Annotated in this window: 9 protein-coding genes; 8 read left to right on the top strand and 1 reads right to left on the bottom strand. The window is 61.6% G+C overall.

The genetic code is table 11. The features are described from left to right. Positions 1-104 precede the first annotated feature (104 nt). The 8 genes from TU79_RS21740 to TU79_RS25640 all read left to right on the top strand — a co-directional run bounded on the left by TU79_RS21740 (position 105) and on the right by TU79_RS25640 (position 20,175). Positions 105-1,601 (top strand): YdgA family protein, encoded by a 1,497-nt coding sequence (locus TU79_RS21740; RefSeq protein WP_057009924.1) that lies wholly within the window; start codon positions 105-107, stop codon positions 1,599-1,601. 376 nt (positions 1,602-1,977) lie between these two features. Continuing rightward, entirely contained in the window at positions 1,978-4,458 is a 2,481-nt protein-coding gene (gene pgaA, locus TU79_RS21735; RefSeq protein ID WP_057009923.1) for a poly-beta-1,6 N-acetyl-D-glucosamine export porin PgaA, read from the top strand. Positions 4,459-4,470: 12 nt separating this feature from the next. Further along, the gene (gene pgaB, locus TU79_RS21730) at positions 4,471-6,468 is read left to right on the top strand and encodes a poly-beta-1,6-N-acetyl-D-glucosamine N-deacetylase PgaB (RefSeq protein WP_057009922.1); all 1,998 of its coding nucleotides are present in this window, start codon (positions 4,471-4,473) and stop codon (positions 6,466-6,468) included. A gap of 2 nt (positions 6,469-6,470) precedes the next feature. Further along, entirely contained in the window at positions 6,471-7,811 is a 1,341-nt protein-coding gene (gene pgaC, locus TU79_RS21725) for a poly-beta-1,6-N-acetyl-D-glucosamine synthase (protein WP_057009921.1), read from the top strand. 1 nt (position 7,812) lies between these two features. After that, positions 7,813-8,289: a poly-beta-1,6-N-acetyl-D-glucosamine biosynthesis protein PgaD gene (gene pgaD, locus TU79_RS21720; RefSeq protein WP_057009920.1), complete on the top strand. Its 477-nt coding sequence runs from the start codon at positions 7,813-7,815 to the stop codon at positions 8,287-8,289. A gap of 608 nt (positions 8,290-8,897) precedes the next feature. Further along, positions 8,898-10,616: a ShlB/FhaC/HecB family hemolysin secretion/activation protein gene (locus TU79_RS21715; RefSeq protein WP_057009919.1), complete on the top strand. Its 1,719-nt coding sequence runs from the start codon at positions 8,898-8,900 to the stop codon at positions 10,614-10,616. Positions 10,617-10,647: 31 nt separating this feature from the next. Beyond that, entirely contained in the window at positions 10,648-19,692 is a 9,045-nt protein-coding gene (locus tag TU79_RS21710; protein WP_082638650.1) for a two-partner secretion domain-containing protein, read from the top strand. Continuing rightward, entirely contained in the window at positions 19,693-20,175 is a 483-nt protein-coding gene (locus TU79_RS25640; RefSeq protein WP_082638648.1) for an SMI1/KNR4 family protein, read from the top strand. It begins immediately after the preceding gene. Positions 20,176-20,335: 160 nt separating this feature from the next. On the opposite strand, the gene TU79_RS21705 is transcribed toward TU79_RS25640, so the two are convergent. Beyond that, a complete protein-coding gene (locus TU79_RS21705; RefSeq protein ID WP_082638646.1) occupies positions 20,336-20,629 on the bottom strand; it encodes a hypothetical protein in 294 nt (97 codons plus the stop codon). Positions 20,630-20,883 lie beyond the last annotated feature (254 nt).

The raw sequence follows: 20,883 nt of genomic DNA, 5'->3' as shown, positions 1-20,883 counted from the left end.
GCTGCCAGTGCTAATCTTTCCCCCGTTTTCGACGGGCTTGAGCCAACCCCTACAGGGTTCAAGGAAGACAGCCCACTTCTCACAGGATTTGATCAGGTCACTTCATGAATAAGCCAGCCGTAGTTCTTTTAAGTTTTGTGGTCGCCGTTGGCGTCGTCAGTGCAGGCGGCGCCTGGTACACCGGTAAACAACTGGAGCCGGTGCTGCAAACCGCGATCCAGAACGCCAACAAGGAACTGCAGACCTCCATGGCCGGCGTCGATGGCAAGGTCTCCCTGGAACTGGTCTCCCTCGACCGTGGCGTGTTCAGCAGCACCGCCCACTACCGTCTGAAAGCGCAGGGCGCGGTCTTCGGTGAAGACAACCCCAACCCCGAATTGCTGTTTGTCGACCATATCGAACACGGCCCGCTGCCGTTCTCGCGCCTGGTCACGCTCAAATGGCTGCCGGTCATGGCCACCAGTCACTTTGAGCTGGAAAAGAACCCCACCAGCGAAAAATGGTTCGCCGCCGCCAAGGACGTGTCGCCGCTCAAAGGCGTGACCAATATCGGCTACACCCGCTCGGTCAACGGCAACGTCGAACTGCTGCCCCTGGAGTTCAAGGACGACAAGTCCTCGGCGAGCTTCTCCGGCCTTAACCTCAACTTCGACAGCACCGCCGAAGGCAAGAAGGTCAAGCTCGACGGCTACATGAACAGCCTCAAGGTGACGGCCGTGGACGGCGACGGCACGCCGCTCGCAGCGGACCTGGCTGGCCTGACCGTGGCCAGCAACCTGGAGAAGTCCACCTTCGACTTCTACACCGGGCAAAACACCGTGGAGCTGACCGACGCCAAGTTCACCTTCGGTCCGCAGCAAAGCGTGCTGACCCTCAAGGGCTTTGAGCAAAAAGACTCCAGCAACATCAAGGACAACAACCTGGCCGGCCGCGTCGACTACAAGATCGACGAGATCGGTTACCAGGGCAAAGCCGTGGGTTCGGCCGCCATGGCCGTGAGCATGAAGGACGTCGACATCCCGTCGATGGTGGTGCTCACCAAGCTCTATCAGGAAAAAATGCAACCGGTGCAAGCCGCCGCCGCTGCGGGCGAGCCAGCGCCGGAACTGCAACTGACTGAAGCCGAACAAGCCCTGGCCGAGGCCAACGTCAACCAACTGCTGGCCGCCAAGCCGCAAGTGGCGGTAGAGAACCTGTCGCTGAAAACCACCCATGGCGAAAGCAAGTTCAACCTCGTGCTGGACCTGGCCAAGCCCGTCAGCATGGAACTGCCGCCGGTTGAGCTGGGCAAGCAAATGGTGTCGCTGCTGGACGCCAACCTCACCCTGTCCAAGCCCATGATCGCCGACGTCGCCGCCCTGCAGGCGCAGCTCGGCGGCGTGACCGACCCTAAAGCCATCGAGCAGCAAGCGCAGATGGCGTCGCAGATGATCAGCGGCATGGCGGTTGGCAGCCAGCTGGCCACGGTGGTCGGGACTGACGTGGTGTCCAAGCTGCATTACGCCAACAACGAAGTGACCTTCAATGGCCAGAAGATGAGCGTTGAGCAATTCATCGGCTTCGTGATGGGCAAAGTCGGCGCCGTCAGCCGCGCCCAGTAAGGATCAACGCAGCCAAGACGTTTCAGGCAATCACATTCCTCTGGCGAGCGGGCTTGTTGTGGCGAGCGGGCTTGCCCCGCGTTGGGCTGCGCAGCAGCCCCAAAACCAGGCGCTGAGCCGTATCAGGTACACCGCGTTTTACTGGATTGGGGGCGCTTCGCACCCCAACGCGGGGCAAGCCCGCTCGCCACAGAGGCTCCAGTTTGCTGCCGACGGAGCCCAATTCTGAACAATTGTTCCGATTTGGCCTTCACCTAGCTTTCCTGAGCGATAGTCCGCTCAGGAAAGCTAGGCCGCGTCAGTGGACGCCGCACCCTGAAGCGCTTCGCTCAGGACACCTATCGTTACGCTTTCCGTGTGTAAGGAAGCTCACGATATGTTGCGAAACCTACCACTCAGTGCCTCAGGCCGGTTGCGTCTGCTGATCGGGGTCGCCTTGTGCAGCCAATTACTGATGCCCGCCTTTGCCTCGGCCGACCCGGCCTACGACGCGCTGATCATTCAGGCGCGCCATGGCAACTTCAGCCCCGCCCTGACCCAACTGCGCCAGTTGTCCGCCGAACGCCAGACGCCCGGGCAGGTCAGCGATCACCTGATCATCGCCGGGTGGGCCGGCCAGGATGCCGAAGTGCTCAAGGTGTACGAAGCCCAGGGCAAACATCGCAACCTCAGTACCCAGGCACTTGCCACGGTGGCGCGTACCTACCGCAACCAGAAGCAATGGGCCCAGGCCGAGGCGGTGTATCGCCAGGCGTTGCTGCGCGAGCCAAACAACATCGACCTGCAACTGGGCCTGGCCCTCACCCAGGCCGACGGCGGCAAAGCCACCGAAGCCGTGCAACGCACCCGCGCGCTGGTGGCGGCCAAGCCTGAAGACCCGAACCGGCGCATGGCCCTGGGCTACGCGCTGGCCCGCGCCGGTTTGAACTATGACGCCCTGTTCGAATTCGACCAGGCCTTCACCCGCGCCGGCGACAAACCTGAAGTCGCCCGCGAATACCTCATCGCCCTGCAACAGGCGCGCTTGCCAGAGGCCGCATTGCGCCTGTCGGCCCAGCGTCCCGGCCTGGTGGACGCGGTCACCCAGCGCCGTCTCGAAGGCGACCTCGCCGCCGAGCGCGTGCGCCTGGCCGAGTACGCCACGCGCGCCGAGAAAGAGCGCTACGTGGTGGCCGACCGCGCGCTGCAGGACTACGACCGACTGATCACCCGCTGGACCCCGGACGCCAGCGCCCACGACGACGTGGTGCGCTGGCGCATCGACCGCCTGGGCGCGCTCAAGGCCCGTGCGCGCACGGCCGACGTGGTGCGCGAGTACGAAATCCTTACCGCTCAAGGCGTGCAACTGCCCACCTACGCCCTGCGCTGGGTGGCCGGCGCCTACCTTGAGCAGCGCCAGCCGGAACGCGCCCAGACCCTGTATCGCCAGGTATTGACCGCGCCGGATGCCGACGCCAGTTACCGCGTCGACGACAGCACCGCGCTGTTCTATGCCTTGCTGGAAAGCGACCAGGTGCAGCAGGCGCGCGACGTCGCCGCGCAATTGGCCAACGAACAGAAACCACGGGTCGAACTCAAGGGCCTGCCCATCGGCAACCCCAACGACAACTGGATGGACGCGCAGCAACTCTCCGCCCAGGCCGGCACGTACGGCGGCGACCTGCCGGGCAGCGAAAGCGGCCTGGAGGCCCTCGTGGCCAAGGCCCCCGGCAACGTCGGCCTGCGCCTGGCCCAGGCCGACATGTACCGCGCCCGTGATTTGCCTCGGCGCGCCGAAAGCGTGCTCAAGGAAACCGAGGCCCAGGCCCCGCGCGATATCGGCCTGGAAGTGTCCCAGGCCTACACCGCGATGGATCTGCAGGAGTGGCGCCAGCTCGATGTGCTCACCGACGATGTGCTCGCGCGCAACCCGGACAACCGTCAGGTGCAGCGCCTCAGCCGATTGCGGGACGTGCACGACATGGCCGAACTGCGCGTGGAGGCCTACACCGGCAAAAGCTTCGGCGGTGGTCCCAATGAAGACGCCGGCGCCGCCACCGGCAGCCGCGACTGGGGCATCGAAAGCGTGATCTACACGCCGCCCATCGACGAAGACTGGCGCCTGTTCGCCGGCGCCGGTTATGCCACCGCCGACTTCACCGAAGGCACCGGTCAGCACCGCTGGCAGCGCGTGGGCGTGGAGCGGCGCACCCGCGACATGACCATTGAGGCCGAGGTGTCCAACCATTCCTATGGCGATGGCGCCAGGCAAGGCGCCGCCGTGTCGATTGCGCGTGATATCAACGACAACTGGCAATACGGCGGCAGCCTCGGCTACCTGCTCAGCACCACGCCGCTGCGCGCACTCAACGACGGGGTCACGGCCAACGGCGGCAGTGGCTTTATCCGCTGGCGCGCCAATGAAAGCCGCGAGTGGAAGCTGACCCTCAGCCCGTCCCATTTCAGCGATGGCAACGACCGTTTCGAAGCCTTGCTCAGCGGCCGCCAGGGTCTCTACAGCGCGCCGCATGTGCAAGTGGACTTGGGCCTGGAGGTCGGCGCCAGCCGCAACAGCAAACAGGACGCGGTGTACTTCAACCCCAAATCCGACCTCACGGTGTTGCCCGTGCTCAACATCAACCACGTGCTCTATCACCGCTACGAGACGCAGTGGAGCCAGCAGTTCCAGATCGGCGCAGGCACCTACAGCCAGCGCGATTATTCCACCGGCGGGGTGGGGCTGGTCGGCTACGGCCAACGCTTTCGCTGGAACGACGTGCTGGATGTCGGCGCCAACCTGAGCCTGATCAGCCGCCCCTACGACGGTGATCGCGAACGCGATCTGCGCCTGCTCGTCGACCTTACCTACCGTTTCTAAAAGAGCCCGACCATGACCGTCCTCAGCCGTTGCTTGTTGGTCCTGGGTGTAGTGCTGGCCAGTGCCTGCGCCCAGCAACCCGCGCCATTCACTCCACCCGCCGAACGGCCGACACTGGCCAACGAAGCGCCGTGGCCGAAAAACCATTTCCTGGGCATCGCCTACCACGACGTCAGTGACCGCGATCCCGACCAGACCGTGGTGGCGGTGCGCACCGAGCGCCTGATCGAGCAGCTGGCCTGGCTGCGCGAGAACGGCTACCAGGCGGTCAGCGTCGACCAGATTCTGGCCGCGCGCCGTGGCGGGCCGGTCTTGCCACCCAAAGCCGTCATGCTCAGCTTCGACGATGGTTACGCCAGCTTCTACACCCGCGTGATGCCGATTCTGCGCGCTTACCACTGGCCGGCGTTGCTGGCGCCGGTGGGCTACTGGATCGATACGCCACTCGACAAGCCGGTGGACTTTGCCGGCGCGCCACGACCGCGGGGTGAATTCCTCACCTGGCAGCAGATCCGCGAAGTGTCCCAGTCGGGCCTGGTGGAAATCGCCGCGCACACCGACAACAACCACAAAGGCATCCTGGCCAACCCCCAGGGCAACCTGGAACCCGCAGCGACGTCCATGCGCTATGACCCGGCGACCGGCCGCTACGAAACCGATGCCCAGTTTCAGGCACGGATGCGCGCTGACGTCGCGGCCATCAGTCAGAAAATCCGCAGCGTGACGGGCAAGGCGCCACGGGTATGGGTATGGCCTTATGGCGCGGCCAAGGGCACGTCCCTGGCGGTGGTCGGCGAGCAGGGCTACCAGATGGCCCTGACCCTGGAAGACGGCCTCGACAGCCTGGGCAACCTAATGGACAGCCCGCGTTTTCTGGTGGCCTCCGACCCGGACGGCGAGCACTTCGCCAACAGCATTGTCGCCGTGCAGGCCAAGGCGCCGATGCGCGTGCTGCATGTGGACCTGGACAACGTCTACGACCCGGACCCGGCCCAGCAGGCGCGCAACCTCGACCAGTTGGTGCAGCGCGTGGTGGACATGGGCGCAGGCACCGTGTTCCTGCAAGCCTTCGCCGACCCCAAGGGCGATGGCCTCGTGCACTCGCTGTACTTCCCCAACCGCCACCTGCCGGTGCGCGCCGACCTGTTCAACCGCGTCGCCTGGCAACTGCGCACCCGCGCCCATGCCGCCGTGTATGCCTGGATGCCGGTGCTGAGTTTCGCCCTCGACCCCAAGCTGCCGCGCGTTACGCGGTGGGATCCGCACACCGGCCAGGTGGCCACGGACGCCGATCAATACAAACGCCTGTCGCCGTTCGACCCGCAGGTACGCAGGCTCATTGGTGAAATCTACGAGGACCTGGCGCGCAACAGTGCCATCGACGGCGTGCTCTACCACGACGACGCGGTGCTCACGGATTTCGAAGACGCCAGCCCCGCCGCGCTCAAGGCCTACGCCGACAACGGCTTGCCCGGCAACATCGCCGCGTTGCGTGCCGACCCGGCCGTGATGCAGCGCTGGACCCGCTTCAAGAGCCGCTACCTGATCGACTTCACCCAGGAGTTGACCGCCAGGGTGCGCGCCATCGGCGGCCCGCAGGTGCAGACCGCGCGCAATATCTTCGCCGAGCCGATGCTCAACCCCGACAGCGAAGCGTGGTTCGCGCAGAACCTCGACGATTTCCTCCAGGCCTACGACTGGACCGCACCCATGGCCATGCCGTTGATGGAAGGCCAGACGCTGAAGCAATCCAATGCCTGGCTGGAGAAACTGGTGGCCACCGTCAAGGCCCGTCCGGGTGCGCTTGAACGCACCGTGTTCGAGCTGCAGGCCAAAGACTGGCGTACCCAGGCCGCACCGGATATCGACGGCGTGCAGATGGCGCAATGGATGGGCGTGCTCAAGCGCCAGGGCGTCACCAGCTTCGGCTACTACCCGGACAACTTTCTGGAAGATTCCCCGGACCTGAAGACGGTACGTCCGGCCCTTTCCAACCAATGGAACCCTTGACCATGTTCGACAGAATCCTGGCTTTATTCGTGTTGGCGCTGGTGCTGGGCGTGCCCCTGGGCCTGATCTTCCTGGTCACCGGGCAGTTCCTGATGGACTTCGTGTTCTTCTACCCGCTGTTCATGTCGGCGCTGTGGATCGCCGGCGGCCTGTACTTCTGGCTGCACTGGGAGCGTCACTGGCCGTGGGAAGAAGACACCCCCGCGCCGACGCTGGCCGGCAACCCGCTGATCTCGATCATCATCCCTTGCTACAACGAGGGCGATAACGTTGGCGAGACCATTCATGCCGCGCTGGACCAGTTGTACCCGAACATCGAAGTGATCGCGGTCAACGACGGCTCCAAGGACAACACCGCCGCTTTGCTCGACGCGCTGGCCCTGCAACACCCGCGTTTGCGCGTGCTGCACCTGGCGCAGAACCAGGGCAAGGCCGTGGCCCTGCGCATGGGTGCGGTGGCTGCGCGCAGCGAATACCTGGTGTGCATCGACGGCGACGCGCTGCTCGACAGAAATGCGGCGGCCTACCTGGTCGCGCCGATGCTCGACAACCCGCGCCTGGGCGCCGTCACCGGCAACCCGCGCATCCGCACCCGGTCGACCCTGATCGGCCGCGTGCAGGTGGGTGAGTTCTCGTCGATCATCGGCTTGATCAAACGCACCCAGCGGGTGTTCGGCCGGATCTTCACGGTGTCGGGGGTGGTGGTGGCGTTTCGCAAGAAGGCGCTGGACCGCATCGATTACTGGAGCACCGACATGATCACCGAGGACATCGACGTCAGCTGGAAGCTGCAACTCGATCACTGGGCGATCTTCTACGAGCCACGCGCACTGTGCTGGATCCTGATGCCCGAGACCGTCGGCGGCCTGTGGAAGCAGCGCCTGCGCTGGGCCCAGGGCGGCGCCGAAGTGCTGTTCAAGAACATTCGTGGCATCTGGCAATGGCGTCATCGCTACCTGTGGCCGCTGCTGTTCGAATACTGCCTGTCCACCGGTTGGGCCTTCACCTTCATGCTTTCGGTGATCTTCTGGGGTGTGGGCAAATTCATCCCGCTGCCCCAGGCCATCGCAGTCGACTCCCTGATGCCGCCGGCATTTACCGGCCTGGTGCTGGCGATGGTGTGCCTGATTCAGTTCGCCGTGAGCATCCTGATCGACCGGCGCTACGAAAAGGACCTGTGGAAAACCCTGTTCTGGACCGTGTGGTACCCGATGGTGTTCTGGCTGGTCAGCCTGTTTACCACCCTGGTCAGCTTCCCCAAGGTGCTGTTCAACCAGCACCAGAAACGCGCGCGCTGGGTGAGCCCGGACCGTGGCATCAAACCAATCGAAAAGGAGGCGTGACATGAAACTTGTCAGAACTCGCCAACATGCCGTGATGTGGCTCATCGATGTGGCGCTGACCCTGCTCGCCTGGGGCGGCCTGGTCTGGCTGCTGGCGCGCGGCATCGGCGCCATGCTGGAAACCCATGGCGGACCGCGCATCGAAGCGCCGATCTTCGCCGCGCTCAATACCCTGCAGATCTACCTGTGGATCGCCGTGTTCAACGCGTTGATCCTCGTCAGCTGGGCGCGTTACCAGCAACGCAAGGGCCGCAAATTCGCCCAACGCCGCGCCGAGGCCAATGCGCTGAGCGACCAGCATTTGAGTGAAAGCTTCAATCTGGCCGAGGGCGACCTCGAGCAACTGCGCAGACCAGGCGTGCTGGTGATTCACAACGACGAAGAGGGCGGTGTGGGCGAAGTGAAATCCCACGTCTCCCGTGACGTGGAACGCGCGCCGCTGACGCTGGTGCCGGGGCAGGAAAAATTCCGAACGTAGACGGCGCCCATCCGGTCACGAAGATCCAAATATGGAAGGGGCTTGCTCCACAGCCATAGCCGAGCGGGCTGTTGTGGCAAGCCCTCATGCCGTTCAGTTAAGCGCAGATTCCCTGTGGCGAGCAGGCTTGTCCTTCGTTGGGCTGCGCAGCAGCCCCAAAACCAGGCGCTGAGCCGTATCAGGTACACCGCGTTTTACTGGATTGGGGGCGCTTCGCACCCCAACGCGGGGCAAGCCCGCTCGCCACAAAAAGCCCTCCCACAGTAATCTGCACAGCTGAATTACCTCCGCAATTGCCATTTATGCGATCCAATTCACACTCCCCTCGCGAACTTATCTGCATCCTTCGGTACTAAGCCCTAGCTCGGCAATTTCCTAATGGCTATTTAATGGCAGTCATTGGTTATCAGCCGATTCATAATCAAAAGTGTATCCGTCTGTCGGAATAATCGTTTCAGTCACGGCACGATTACGCTTTTTATTGTTTTTTATTTTTATTTATCAAGATGTTGCAACTCTGCCGGTGCCGCGTGCCGTCAAATCCCATTCATTGGATTGACACCGCTTCGATGGTAGTTTGCCGACCCTTGATTTTCGATGGATCGAACATGTCCCTATCGCTACGGATTCGGTTGTTGCTGTGCACCCTCCTGCTCACGTGTGTGAGCCAGAACAGCGCCTTCGCCGCCCCCACGCCTGGGGATCAGGACCTGATCCGCGACCGGCAGAACCGCCTGCTCGAAGAACAGCAGCGGCGCCTGCAGGAACTCAAGGACCTGCCTGGCAAAGAGGCCAAGCCTGACGCTCCGGCCGCGCCCGCCGACAGCCGCTGCTTTCCGATCCAGGACATCGAACTCAAAGGCGCCGACAGCCTGCCCGCCAGCGACCGCGCCATGCTGCTCAAGCCCTACCTTGGCCAGTGCCTGGGCGTGTCGCAGCTCAATGAACTGCTCAAGGTCATCACCGACTACTACATCGCCAAAGGCCGCGTCACCAGCCGCGCCTACCTGCCGCAACAGGACCTCTCCAGCGGCCACCTGCAGGTGCTGGTGGTCGAAGGCAAACTCGAAGCCCTGAAAAGTGCCGAAGGCAGCACGGTGACCGACCGCGAACTGGCCATGGCCTTTCCCGGCAAAGTCGGCGAGCCGCTGAACCTGCGCGAAGTCGAGCAACTGGTGGACCAGCTCAACCGCCTGCCGTCCAAACAGGCGCAAATGGAACTGACCCCCGGCCAACAGATCGGCGGCAGCGACGTGGTGGTCAAGAACACCCCGCAAAAGCCCTGGCGCGCCAGCCTGTCGCGTAACAACGACGGCCAGAAGAGCACCGGCGAGCAGCAATGGGGCGCCGGCCTTGAGTGGGACAGCCCGCTGGGCCTGGCCGACCAACTGATTCTGCGCGGCGGCCACGACGCGGTCAGCGACCACCAGAAAACCTCGAAGAACACCATGCTCTACTACAACGTGCCGTGGGGCTGGTGGAACTTCAGCTACACCTACAGCGAGAGCGACTACCGCACCTTCGGCGTCACCAACAACTTCAAGTTCAAGCAGGACGGCGACAACCAGAACCACCAACTGCGCGCCGAGCGAGTGATCCACCGCGATGACGTGAGCAAGACCTCGGTCAACGTCGGCCTGGCGCACCTGCGCACCAACAACTACATCCTCGACGTACGCACCGCGCCCAGCAGCAACCGCCTCAGCGAACTGCAACTGGGCATCAACCATGGGCGGCGCATCGGCACCGCATTCGTCAACCTGGACCTGGGCATGCAAAACGGCATCGGCCTGTTCGACGCCCAGTCCCAGGACGAACGCGACCCGCTTGGCCGGCGCCAGCCCAATTCGCGCTACCGCAAATACACCGCCACCGTCAGCTACCTGCAACCGTTCAGCCTGTGGGGCGAGTCGTTCAGCTTCAGCAGCCTGGCCACCGGCCAACGCAGCGAAGACATCCTGTTCTCGCCGCAACGCATGAGCCTCGGCGGCTCGGCCTCGGTGCGCGGCTTCAAGGACCAACTGCTGACCGGCGACAGCGGCGGCTACTGGCGCAACGAAGTGCGCTGGGCACGTCCGGTGACCCTCGACTGGATGCGCCCGGCTTTTGCCGAATACGGCGCCAGCGTCGGCTACGACCAGGGCGTGATCACCAACGACCGCTACAACGACGACAACCACGGCCGGGTGTCCAGCAACTCCCTGGAGCTGTTCGCCCGTGGCAAAAACGTCAGCACCAGCGTGACCTTTGCCCACTCTTTGGAACGACCTGGCGTAGTCACCGAGCGCGAAGCGCCGATCTACTTCCGCCTGGATTTCTTCCTGTAATTAAACGCCCCGCTGCAACGAGAATTTTGAAATGGATGTTCGCCAATTCGCCTTCCTGGCCCGCCAACCTTCTGCTGCCCTGAAGCCGCGAAACGCGTTCTTCGGCCTGCCCAAGCGTGGGCTCGCGCTGATCCTGGCCAACGCGTTGTTCTGGCAGCCGCTGCTGGCTCAGGCCGAAGGCATCGTGGTAAGCGCACCCGGCACCACGGTCGGCCAGGCGGGCAATGGCGTGCCCGTGGTGAACATCGCCACGCCCAATGGCGCGGGCTTGTCCCATAACCAGTACAGCGACTACAACGTCGGCCCCAACGGCGTCATCCTCAACAACGCCAATGGTGCGGTGACCAACACCCAATTGGGCGGCTTTATCGTCGGCAACCCGAACCTCAAGGGCGGCGCGGCCAGCGTCATCCTCAACGAAGTCAACGGCGGCAGCCCCAGCCAGTTGCGCGGTTACACCGAAGTGGCGGGGCAATCGGCCAAGGTCATCGTGGCCAACCCGTACGGTGTTACCTGCAGCGGCTGCGGCTTTATCAACACGCCCAACGTGACCCTCACCACCGGCAAGCCGGTGCTCGACGCAAACGGTCAACTGCAGCGCTACCAGGTCGACGGCGGCGCCGTGACCATCGACGGCGAAGGCCTCAACGCGAGCAACGTCGACCGCTTCGAAATCATCACCCGCACGGCAAAAATCAACGCGCAGATCAACGCGCGTGAACTGAACGTGATCGCCGGGCGCAACGACGTCGACGCCAACACCCTGAACGCCACCCCGCGCGCCGACGACGGCAGCGCCAAGCCCGAGCTGGCCATCGACTCGTCGGCCCTGGGCGGCATGTACGCCGGTGCAATCAAACTGGTGGGCACCGAGGCTGGCGTGGGCGTGAAGCTCGACGGCACCCTGGCGGCCAGCGGCGGCGACATTCAACTGGACGCCAACGGCCGACTGAGCATGGCCCAGGCGGCCGCCACCGGTAACGTCAAGGTCACCGCACAGTCGGTCGACCTCACCGACAAGGTCTACGCCACCGGCAACGTGCAGGTGACCAGCGCCCAGGCCCTGGTCAACCGCAAGAGCATCGCCGCCGGTCAACGCATCGACCTTACGGCGGCCAACCTCACCAACGCCGGCATCATCGAAGCCGGCGTCGCCCCCGACAACAGCCGCAACAGCAGCGGCGATCTGACGATCAACGCGCAGACCGTCAACACCAGCAGCAACCTCCTGGCCAGCCGTGCACTGGCGATCACCGCCGCGCAGGCGCTGACCAACCAGGGCGCAATCATCCAGGCAAAAACGGTCAACGTCAGCAGCGCCAGCGTCAGCAACCAGGGCGCCACCGCGCGTCTGTTCGGCGAGCAGGCGCTGGTGGTCGACGCGCCGGCCATCGTCAACCTTGGCGGTTTGATCCGCTTTGGTGACGGCCAGGCCGCCACGCTCACCAGCGCAAACCTGGACAACCGCCAGGGCCGCATCGAAATGTCCGGCGGCAGCCTGGCGCTCAACAGCACCGAGCTGAACAACAGCGGCGGGCAAATCGTCGCCAGCCAGGTGACGGTGAACGCAGGCAACCTGAACAACCAGAACGGTGTGCTGCTGGGCAACGCGCTGACGGTAAACGCCGGCAACATCGACAACAGCCTCAAGGGCCTGCTGCAAGCCGACAGCGGCGTGCTCAACCTCAACGCCACCAACGCTTTCAACAACAGCCAGGGTTTTGCCCAGGCCGCCACTGACCTCAACCTCACCGCCGGCACGCTCAGCAGCAACGCCAATGGCGTGTTGAGCGCCAACACCGGCACGCTCACCCTCGCCGTCGCGCAACAGCTCAACAACGCCCAGGGCCGCTTGCAAGCCGGGCAGGGCAACGTGCAACTGGGCGCCGCGAACCTGGACAACCAGAGTGGCGTGATCACCGGCAAGCAACTGCTGCTGAATGTGAGCGGCGGGCAGATCGACAACCGTGCCGGCCGCGTGCTGGGTGACCAACTCGACGTGCGCGCCTCGGGCCTCGACAACCGCGCGGCCGGCCTGCTCGCCGGTGGCACCCAGGGCGTGAGCCTGCTGCTCAAGGGCCCCGGCCAGTTGCTCAACGCCCAGGGCCGCATCCAGAGCGAAGGCCTGCTGCAGCTGCAAGGCGAGCGCCTGGACAACAGCGCCGGCATCCTGCTCGGCAACAGCGTCGAAGTGACCGCGCAAACCCTGAACAACAGCAGCAAGGGCGCGCTGGTCAGCAACGGCGGCGATATCACCTTCAACGTCAGCGACCTGTTGACCAACGTCGACGGCGTCATCGATGCCGGCGAGCGCAGCGTGCTGGTCAAGCACCTCACCACCCTCAACAACAACGCCGGCACCCTGCGCGGCAAGCGCCTGGACATCGCCGCCCAGCACCTGAACAACGACGCCGGCCAACTGCTGGCCGGCAACCAGGGCCTGAGCTACAACGGCCAGGACGTGAGCAACCGCAAAGGCCTGATCCTCAGCGGCGGCGCCCTGACGGAACTGAACACCGCAACCCTCGACAACCAGGGCGGCACGGTGCAAGGCGACACGCTCAACGTGACCGCTGCCAAGGCCGACAACAGCGGCGACGGCCTGATGGCGAGCCTGGTGGGCGACCTGCAATTGACGGTCCAGGCGCTGGTCAACACCGGCGGCAAGCTGTTCGGCAAAGAGCAGGTGACCGTCAGCGGTGCCACCCTCGACAACAGTGGCAACGGCCAGATCAGCGGCAACCGGATCGCCCTGACCTCACTCGACACCCTGACCAACCGTGGCGGCCTGATCGAAGCCAACCAGGGCCTGACCCTCAGCGGCGGCAACCTCGACAACAGCGCCGGCGGCCAACTGCGCGCACTGGGCGGTGCCAGCAGCAGCCTCAACCTCAGCGGCGCGGTCAACAACCAGAACGGCGTCCTCGAATTCGGCAGCACCGCCTTCAGCCTCGATGCCGCCAGCCTGAACAACCAGTCCGGCCAGGTGCAGCATGCGGGCCTGGGCCTGTTCCACCTCAACACCGCCGGCCTCAGCGGCAGCCTGGGCCGCATCAACGGCATGGGCACCGCCGATTGGGCCTTCGGCAAGGTCGACGGCCTGGGCAGCGTGCAGCTCAACGAAGCGCTCACCTACAAAAGCGCTCAGGGTCTGGCCCTCAAGGCAGGCGATCGCCTGGCCAGCGGCAAGGGCCTGGTGCTTGACGTAGCCAGCCTGGACAACGGCGGCGAACTGCTCAGCGACGGTGACCTGAGCATCACCACCGGTGGCGACATCACCAACAGCGGCCGTGTCTCGGCCCTGCAAAACCTGACGGTGACGGCCAATAACCTCAGCCAGAACGGCGGGCGTCTGGCGGCCGTCAATACGCGGCTCAACCTGAGCGGCACCCTGGACAACCTCGGCTTCCTCACCGCCCGCCAGCAGCTGGATATCGCCGCCGCACAGATCAACAACCGTGGCACCCTCGGTGCCCAGGGTGCGCTGAACCTCACTGCCGTCAACGGCATCACCAACGCGGCCAATTCGCTGTTGTTCAGCGGCGGCGATATGACCCTGCGCAGCAATGGTTTCAGCAACCTCTATGGCGATGTCTACAGCAAGGGCAACTTGAGCTTCGCCGCACAGGATGGCGGGCGTGCCGTGCTGTTCAGCAACCGCTCCGGCACCGTGGAAAGCGAAGGCTCGATCGGCATCAATGCAGGCTTTATCGAAAACGCCAAAGATGAGTTCGAACTCGGGCAGACGCTGACCACAGGCAGCTTGAGTTGGGTCTGTGGCCAGCACTGCGGTGAGAAAGACAACTGGGAAAAAGGCCTGATCACCATCTACGAGACGTACCTTGAGGCGGCGACCAAAGATTCGGTGGCGGCGCGCCTGGTGGCTGGCAAAAACATGCTGCTGCAAGGCGACAATGTGCAGAACCGCTACAGCCTGATGGCTGCCAATGGCGACCTGAGTATCACCGCCGGTGACTTGCTCAACCAGGGCGCCGCCACGCGCACAGGGCAGCGCAAGATTGTCGTCATCACGCCAGGTCACGTTTCCGACGATTTGTTTGAAAGCATGCAACATGTCGACGTTCCCGCTTTCAATGCGGCCACGGCGGCTGGGCATTTCGATAAGGCGCGCTTCGAAGAGCTGAAAAACCGCTCACCCAATAGCTATCCTTTCGAGCACATAAGCGACGTCACCACCTGGACCGACAACAGCGGCCCCGGCTACGACGCCACCCTGCAAGCTGGCGGCACCGTCAACCTCAATGTCACCCGCACCCTGCAAAACGGCACGCTGCACGACAACACCCTGGCCCAACTCACCGGACGCCTGGGCGATGACCAGACCGGCATCCCGGTCGGTGGCATCAACATCAACCTGAGCAAACACGCCAACGACCCGAGTGCCCAGGCAGCCGGCAGCGTATTGCCAGTGGCTGCCGTCGCCCCCGGCGGCGGCTTCGTGCCCGTGGACTACACCGGCACCGCCTTCGCCCCGGTCGACCCCACCACCGCGCCGAACTTCCAGCTGCCCAAGGGCGAATACGGCCTGTTCGTCAAAAATCCCGACCCGACCAGCCGTTATCTGATCGAGACCAACCCCGAGTTCACCTCGCTGTCGGGCTTCTTCAGCTCCGACTACATGCTCGGCAAACTCGGCTTCACCGGCGACAACGCCTGGCGCCGCCTCGGTGACGGCCAGTACGAAACCCGCCTGATCCGCGACGCCGTGCTCGCGCAAACCGGCCAACGCTTCCTCGCCGGCGGCCTCTACAGCGACGCTGACCAGTTCCGCTACCTGATGGACAACGCGCTGGCCAGCAAGGACGCCCTGCGCCTGAGCCTGGGCGTCACCCTCACCAGCCAGCAAGTCGGCGCCCTGACACACGACATCGTGTGGATGGAAAACCGCGTGATCGACGGCCAGACCGTCCTTGTGCCCGTGCTTTACCTGGCCCAGGCCGAATCGCGCAACGTGCGCGGCAACAGCCTGATCCAGGGCCGCGACCTCAACCTGGTCACCGGCGGCGACCTCATCAACGTCGGCACCCTGCGCGCCAGCAACAACCTCACCGCCGCCAGCCGTGGCGGCAGCATCTACACCGGCGGCCTCGTGGAAGCCGGCAACAACCTGAGCCTGCTGGCCGACGACAGCATTCGCAACGCCATGGCCGGCGAAATTCGCGGCAAACAGGTCAGCCTCGCCGCCCTCAAAGGCGACATCACCAACGACACCACCGCCATCCAAGTACGCGACGGCGCCGGCATGCGCACCCTCACCGACACCAGCGCCGGCACCATCGTCGCCCGCGAAAATCTCGCCATGGACGCTGGCCGCGACCTCACCAACCGAGGCGCACTGGTCGCCGGCAACGACGCCACCCTGCGCGCCGGCCGCGACCTCAACCTGATCGCCGCCAGCGACACCAGCGTCAAACACGAGATCCGTGACGGCGGCGAAAAATCCAGCATCACCACCGACGTCAAAAACCTCGCCGCCAGCGTCACAGCGGGCGGCAACCTGACGATGAAAGCGGGGCAGGACGTCAACATCATCGGCAGCAGCGCCACCGCCGGCAAAGACCTCACGGTCGAAGCCGGACGCGACTTCAACGTCGCGTCGGTCAGCGACATGCACAACGTCGAAGGCAAGGAGAAGCACGGCAAGAAACGCATCAAGACCTCGGACGACCAGACCACCCAAGTGGCGAGCGTACTGACGGCGGGTGGGGATTTTGTCAGCCAGGCCGGGCGTGACACGACGATTGTTGCGAGCAAGATCAGTGCGGGGAATGAGGCTTATCTGTATAGCGGGGATAAGTTGAGCTTGTTGGCGGCGCAGGACAGCACCTACAGCCTTTACGACATGAAAAAGAAGGGAGGCTGGGGCGCCAAGGAAACCAAGCGGGATGAAGTCACGCGCGTCACCAATGTAGGAACCGAGATCAAGACCGGTGGTGATTTGTCGCTGGTCAGTGGTGGGGATCAACTCTACCAGCGTGCCAAGCTGAACAGCGGTAACGATCTGACGATTGCCAGCGGCGGTGCGGTGACGTTTGAAGCGGTGAAGGACCTGCATCAAGAGAGTCACGAGAAGAGTAAGAGTGACTTGGCTTGGACCAGTGCCAAGGGCAAGGGTAATACCGACGAGACGTTGCGCCAGAGTGAGTTGCAGGCGCAGGGGGCGTTGGCGATCAAGGCTGTTAATGGGCTGAAGATCGATATCAAACAGATCAATCAGAACACGGTTAGCCAGACGATTGATGTGATGGTCAAGGCAGATCCACAGTTGGCTTGGTTGAAAGAAGCCGAGAAGCGTGGGGATGTGGATTGGCGGCAGGTGAAGGAATTGCACGACTCCTTTAAATACAGCCACTCCAGCCTCGGCCAAGGCGCAATGTTGGCAATCATTATCGTTGTCACCGTGTTGACGGCGGGAGCGGCCAGTGCGCTAGCTGCTTCGGCAGGTAGCGCAGTAGGGGCCGGCTCCACTATGGCGGCCGCGACAGCCGCTACCGCTGCGACGTCGACCACCGCAGCAGTTGCAGGAACTGCAGCAGGGTTGGGCAACGTCATCGCGACTGCCTCGTTGACCTCGCTTGCCAGTACCGGCGTCGTCAGCACCATAAACAATAAAGGCAACTTGGGGGCCGCATTCAAGGAAACCTTCAGCAGCGACAGCTTGAAGCAGTCACTGATCGCGGGGGCTTCTGCGGGCTTTGTGAATTACGCCAGTGGCAATTGGTTTGGCGCGCAGAGCGACCCTGTAACTAACAAGGTAAGCGGACCAAGCGTCGTACCCCATTGGAATGACCCCGCAGCGATTGGCCGTTTTGGAACGATTCAATTGGCTGGCGGGGCCGTACGCGGAACGCTCTCTGAAGCTCTTGGACAAGGCAGCTTCAAGGATGCAATGAAGGGCAGCCTTTTCGATGTAATGCAGGCGACCGCGTTCACCGGCGTTGGTGATTTTGGTAATGCCTTCAAACTTCAAGACAGCGGCCTGAGCAAAACTGCACTGCATGCTGTTGTAGGTGGTTTGCTTTCAGAAGCAATGGGCGGCGACTTTAAAACGGGCGCGATGGCTGCGGGTGCTAATGAAGCCCTTATTGTGGCGTTGGATAAGTCGCCTTTGCTCAGTGGCAATGATCCAGCGGAACACGATCGACTGGTCAATGCGGCTTCGAAGCTGGTGGGACTGCTCGCTGCCGCGAGTGTTAATGGCGATGTCGCCATGGGCTCGGAAATCGCCGGGAATGCACAGTCATACAACCGCAAGTTGCACGTTCAAGAAGAGAAGCGACTGGCCCAAGAGGCCAAGAGTTTAGATGCCACCAAAGGTCAAAGCCGATCTGGTTTTGAGTGGGATGCGCTCCTAACGTTTGTTGCCGGAGGCGAGGTCGATCAGAAAACCAACAATGAGCTTCAAGGGATTCTGGCCGGTTACGGTCCTTCTAACCCTGAAGGGCAAGCATTAGGTGACGACCTGACTGTTGCGCGGGGAGTTATCACCAAGCTGCAAAACGAGAAAGTCCTGCTGACCTGGGGAGATGGCAGCCCCATTGTTGCCAACGGGGGTCAGGTCGTTGCGTTCAAGTCCACAGAAAAGCAGTACAAGGATTCGCTGCTGTTCAATCCTTCAAGTAACACAACCTACAACAACGAACCTGGTGGCATGGGTGTTGTGCCTGATGCGTGGTCCGAGCAATACGGAGAGCGTACGGCTATCACGAAACTCCCTGAGATCGCCGCGCTCAGTTCTGACGCCGCCTCCCAAGCAGAGCAAATAGACCGGCTACGTGTTTTGGCAAGTGGTGGCATTAATTCAGATATTGATCTCAAGCTGCTTGCTGAGCTTATGCCCGTAGGTGGAGTAGGCAAGGGAGCATTGTTAAGCGCAATCAAAGAGTTGGCAGCGCGCGACGCATTAGCGGTTAAAGGTACGGAGGCTATCGCTGGCAAGGCTGCAGAGACTGTTGCCGGAAAGGGCATTGAGTCAGCAGCTGGTAAAGGCTTGGATGCGGCGGCGGGTAAGGGTACTGAACAGTTTGCCAACCAAGCACAGGCCAAATTAGCAGGCTATAGCCCATGCTGTTTTGCAGCCGGGACTATGGTCGCCACCCCTGATGGTGAACGAGCCATTGATGCGCTCAGGGTGGGCGACGTCGTCTGGACCAAACCTGAAGAAGGCGGTGAGCCGTTCGCCTCGAAGGTCTCAGCAACCCACATTCGCACGGATCAACCGATCTATCAGTTGACGCTTGTGAAGAACGGCAGTACCGGTGAAGGTCTCACTGAGACTCTGCAAGTGACGCCGGGGCATCCGTTCTATGTCCCAGCGCGCAAAGGCTTTGTGCCACTTATAGAGCTCAAGCCGGGTGATCAACTGCAGTCGTTGGGGGATGGGGCGACGCAAGAGGCTTCGATCTCCGTTGTATCAATAAAGCTGCTGCAGTCACAGGGGAAGACCTACAATCTGACAGTTGATATTGGTCATACGTTCTACGTTGGCAAGTTAAGTACCTGGGTACATAACGTTGGGCCTTGTTATGAGTGTAATTCGGGAGGGTGTTCGCTTCATGGCAATCTCGGCGATTTGCCTTACGACTCACGAACTATGCGGGAGGAGTTGGTTAATAAATACGGAGCTGACAATGTGTTATCCACGACAGTGCCGCCCGCAGGAATGCCTAATGTAAAACTGGCCGGAATGCATAAAGATATTGTCCTACCAGACGGTACCAGCGCCCGGGTGGTCTTTGATAATAAAGGGTTCCCTATATTTGACGATATTACAAAGTTTGACACTCAGATAAACATTAGAGATTTCCGAGCTGCCAGTTATGATGGTCAGCTAAGGATGGCGACCCGTGATCTGCGAGTGCAGATAGAGAATGGCGCCTTTCCAAGGTCCGCATTTACGGACGTACAGCTAAAAGCAATTCGCAGTGGCCAAGATAAAATCCCCGGCTATACTTGGCATCACCATCAGGATACCGGTAGGATGCAGCTGGTTCCCGAAGTTTTTCATAATGGTGCGCGTCACGTCGGGTGGGAATCGATGAGTAAGGGGCAATAAATGATCGCTGGAGTAAGTTTTGATTCTTATTATGGTCAAGGTGATCCTGCTGATATAGAAGCCTTTGAAGCATTGGCGGGTATAGTTTTTCCTGCGAAATACAAAGAAGTTTCAGTGGGGTTTAATGGCGCGTTTATTTTAAATAAACCTGTTTTCAATTTTTACAATCGTCTTCTCGGTGAGGATGTTACGAGCAGCGCTGGTATGTTTTTACCTTTCGGTGAAATCGAAGGTTCATTCGAGACAATGGAGATGAAATACCGTCATCCGCCAGAGGATTTCGTTCAAGGTTTAATTATTTTCTCAGTATTAGGAAACGGAGATGCGCTCTGTTTTGATTATCGTAAAAATCGGCTTTCTGATGACCCAGAAGTGATGATGTGGCATCATGAGGCCGTCCCAGGTAGCGATTCCGAACTATCATTTGTCGCTTCTTCGTTTTCAGAATTTTTAGACCAGTTATTTGAGCGGCCGCCCGAATAATAAGAGATTTCGAGAGATCTTATGGGAATTGGTGTCGGTCAAAATTTAATTTCTAAGGCGACATCGGTATCAGATATCCCCTTTGATGTTCTCTGGTTTTGTTGCGCTATTTTCCAAAGTTCTGCTCTTTAAGAGATAAATTTATTTTTCTGCTTTAGATTTAAGCAGGGCGGTTACCAAATAACCGCCCATTTTTGTATAGGAAACTTGTGAGTTCAACTTCCGCCCAACCACACCCATCCCTCAGCGGGATAGCCAGCAGCAGCGCAAAATCATGCAGTACAACCGCATCACTGCTGATCTCCTCCCTAAATGCCAAATTCTCCAAAAACTGCGTCACCGCAAGAATACGATACGCGGCGGCGTCATAGAGAACATCGAGAGGCGCTTGCGTGTCGATCACCAGCGCGGGAATGGTTGAGTCGTGGCCTGTTAATGGCATGTATCGGTTCATCTTTAAGCTCTCTACTTAAGTGATAAATGCCATCACTCGAACGTCGCCAAACGCAGGGGTGACAGCTGTACGCAGGTTGCCGAACCGGCAGTAGAGAAAACCGGCAGACCCGAAGGTCTCCCGCGCACGGCCGTCATAAAACGACTTTGCGACGCTGACCAGTTCCGCTACCTGATGGACAACGTGCTGGCCAGCAAGGACGCCCTGCGCCTGAGCCTGGGCGTCACCCTCACCAGCCAGCAAGGACTTGCAAG

It is taken from the genome of Pseudomonas trivialis (genome assembly GCF_001439805.1).
In the GTDB taxonomy this organism is placed as follows: domain Bacteria; phylum Pseudomonadota; class Gammaproteobacteria; order Pseudomonadales; family Pseudomonadaceae; genus Aquipseudomonas; species Aquipseudomonas trivialis.
The sequence above is the reverse complement of the archived record's forward strand: the minus strand, read 5'-3'. Positions and strand labels throughout refer to the sequence as shown.

Bases quoted from the DNA above. Each gene is read 5' to 3' on its own strand.
- TU79_RS21740 (WP_057009924.1), top strand. From the start codon at position 105: ATGAATAAGCCAGCCGTAGTTCTTTTAAGTTTTGTGGTCGCCGTTGGC.
- pgaA (WP_057009923.1), top strand. From the start codon at position 1,978: ATGTTGCGAAACCTACCACTCAGTGCCTCAGGCCGGTTGCGTCTGCTG.
- pgaB (WP_057009922.1), top strand. From the start codon at position 4,471: ATGACCGTCCTCAGCCGTTGCTTGTTGGTCCTGGGTGTAGTGCTGGCC.
- pgaC (WP_057009921.1), top strand. From the start codon at position 6,471: ATGTTCGACAGAATCCTGGCTTTATTCGTGTTGGCGCTGGTGCTGGGC.
- pgaD (WP_057009920.1), top strand. From the start codon at position 7,813: ATGAAACTTGTCAGAACTCGCCAACATGCCGTGATGTGGCTCATCGAT.
- TU79_RS21715 (WP_057009919.1), top strand. From the start codon at position 8,898: ATGTCCCTATCGCTACGGATTCGGTTGTTGCTGTGCACCCTCCTGCTC.
- TU79_RS21710 (WP_082638650.1), top strand. From the start codon at position 10,648: ATGGATGTTCGCCAATTCGCCTTCCTGGCCCGCCAACCTTCTGCTGCC.
- TU79_RS25640 (WP_082638648.1), top strand. From the start codon at position 19,693: ATGATCGCTGGAGTAAGTTTTGATTCTTATTATGGTCAAGGTGATCCT.
- TU79_RS21705 (WP_082638646.1), bottom strand. From the start codon at position 20,629: ATGAACCGATACATGCCATTAACAGGCCACGACTCAACCATTCCCGCG.